Below are 1,770 nucleotides of genomic sequence, written 5' to 3'. Positions count from 1 at the left end.
GTGATGGCTGCTCCTGTATAAGCCTCTGTTAGGTTGGCCTTGTTTAAGGTCACTTGACTAAATAAGGCAGGAGTGGTCTCTTGATAGCCTAAGGCTTTCTTGTAATAAAAATAGCCATCCTCCCCGTCACTCCAATCAGTGGTGTTAAATGGAATCGTTAGCTGAGCCTTTGGTCCTTGGTAACCTGCCGGCAGTAGCTGTGTCTCTCCTCCACTTAGCTTTGCCACAATTGTTGGCAAGACCATCACCCGAATAAAGCTGGGGGACTCCTGTGGATTCGTAATGGTCACTTTTTTAGTGAGGGGCACATCTGGCTTAGTCTCTTTTGGCGGGGTAAAGTCTTCCTTAATCGTCACTTCAAACCGCGTAAAACTAAACTCATTCACCGCCTCGTCTGTATCCTTTTGGGCAGCCAAGCTCCCTCTAATGACACTACCAATCGCCAGTGTGACGGCAATTAAGGTGAAAAGGAGGGCCCATTTTTTAGGAGAAAAAGCCCACGCTGCTTTCTTTTTGCTCGTTGTTCTTTTTTTTCTTGCTGGTCGTCTTTGGCTCATACGCGTCTCCTCCCTACTTTCCTAAATAGCCTTTGATCATGTCGTACACTGGACCACTTGTCCCAATCCCCCACTGACTACTGATGGCACTCGTGGTATCATGAGCCTCTAAATACGGATTCAACTGATACAAGGCGCCTTTATAGGCATTAGGTGCTGATAGAGATAGCGTCACACTATCTAATAGAGGCTCACTGATTTTTCCTGGTTGGAGAAGTTCCGAGTAATAGAAATAACCATCGGCATATAACCAGTAATTCTTGGTTCCTGCTGGTGGTGCGGTTGGGTTCATCCCAGAAGCAAAATTCAAGGTCACATACTGAAAGGGTTGGGTTAATCGGTTAGCATTGTTGAGTTTATAGCGGTCTTTGCCGTTGGTTTGGTCTGCGATAAACGCTTGATTAGCCACATAATAAGACCCCTTTACTTCATAAGTGCCTCCTTTGTCAGCCGCCGGCTGCCAGGTCTTCTGATCGTTTGCTTTCACGGTTGGTTTCACTTCCTTTGGAGAGTTGATCAGATCTCCATTCCCCTTTTTATCCGTGACATCTACTTTGAATGACAAAAAATACTCATAGAGCGAAAGACGGACTAAAGCCGGCACTCTCCCTGTATTTTGAACACGGATTTGTTTGGTCGTATCTGTTCCTGGTTGCCAGGTTAAATTAGGCTGAAACACTTCGGTAATCTCGGCCTCAAAGCGACTTCCCTCAAATTTATTGGTCGCCGAATCCGCTGAGGTAAACCACGCATAGGTACTTCCTAGAACCATTAGACTAGAAAAGAGTAGGGCAAAAACGCCCCATATTAAATTGACTCGTTTGGCTGATCCCTTCGTTCGCCGACTCTTTTTACGAGTCCCACGACGGTGTGATTGTTTCATGTGATGATACTCCTCTCTCTAGCATAATCGTTATAAGAAATGCCTCATGACATGTCTCATTTATCTGCGTTGTTCCCGTTTCTTTTTAATAATAAGTAAGACCATTAAGACCAACAGCATCCCAATACAAAGAGCAATGAGCATTTGCCGCCATTCTTCTCCTGTTTGTGGCAATCTTGGAAAGGTTGGTTTAGAGGGTGAGGGTTTCTTAGGGGTAGTTGGCTCTTTTTTAATCGCACGAAACTCCCAGACATTCTCTGTCACGCTTTTTTTGACAAAATCCTTTTCCGTATAATGACTGTCCATTTCAAATTTCGCAATCAGCTTATG

3 protein-coding genes are annotated in these 1,770 nt (G+C 44.8%); all 3 read right to left on the bottom strand.

The genetic code is table 11. The features are described from left to right. A partial coding sequence (locus tag AC5KOD_RS02675) for a hypothetical protein (protein WP_496912996.1) occupies positions 1-557 on the bottom strand: 557 nt, incomplete at its 3' end. A 13-nt stretch (positions 558-570) separates the two neighbouring features. Next, positions 571-1,440: a BsaA family SipW-dependent biofilm matrix protein gene (locus AC5KOD_RS02670; RefSeq protein WP_496912995.1), complete on the bottom strand. Its 870-nt coding sequence runs from the start codon at positions 1,438-1,440 to the stop codon at positions 571-573. Between the two features lie 60 nt (positions 1,441-1,500). Next, a partial coding sequence (locus tag AC5KOD_RS02665; RefSeq protein WP_496912979.1) for an LPXTG cell wall anchor domain-containing protein occupies positions 1,501-1,770 on the bottom strand: 270 nt, incomplete at its 5' end.

The sequence above is a fragment of the Vagococcus sp. WN80Y genome (genome assembly GCF_059621045.1).
This window is presented reverse-complemented; position numbering and strand designations above follow the sequence as displayed.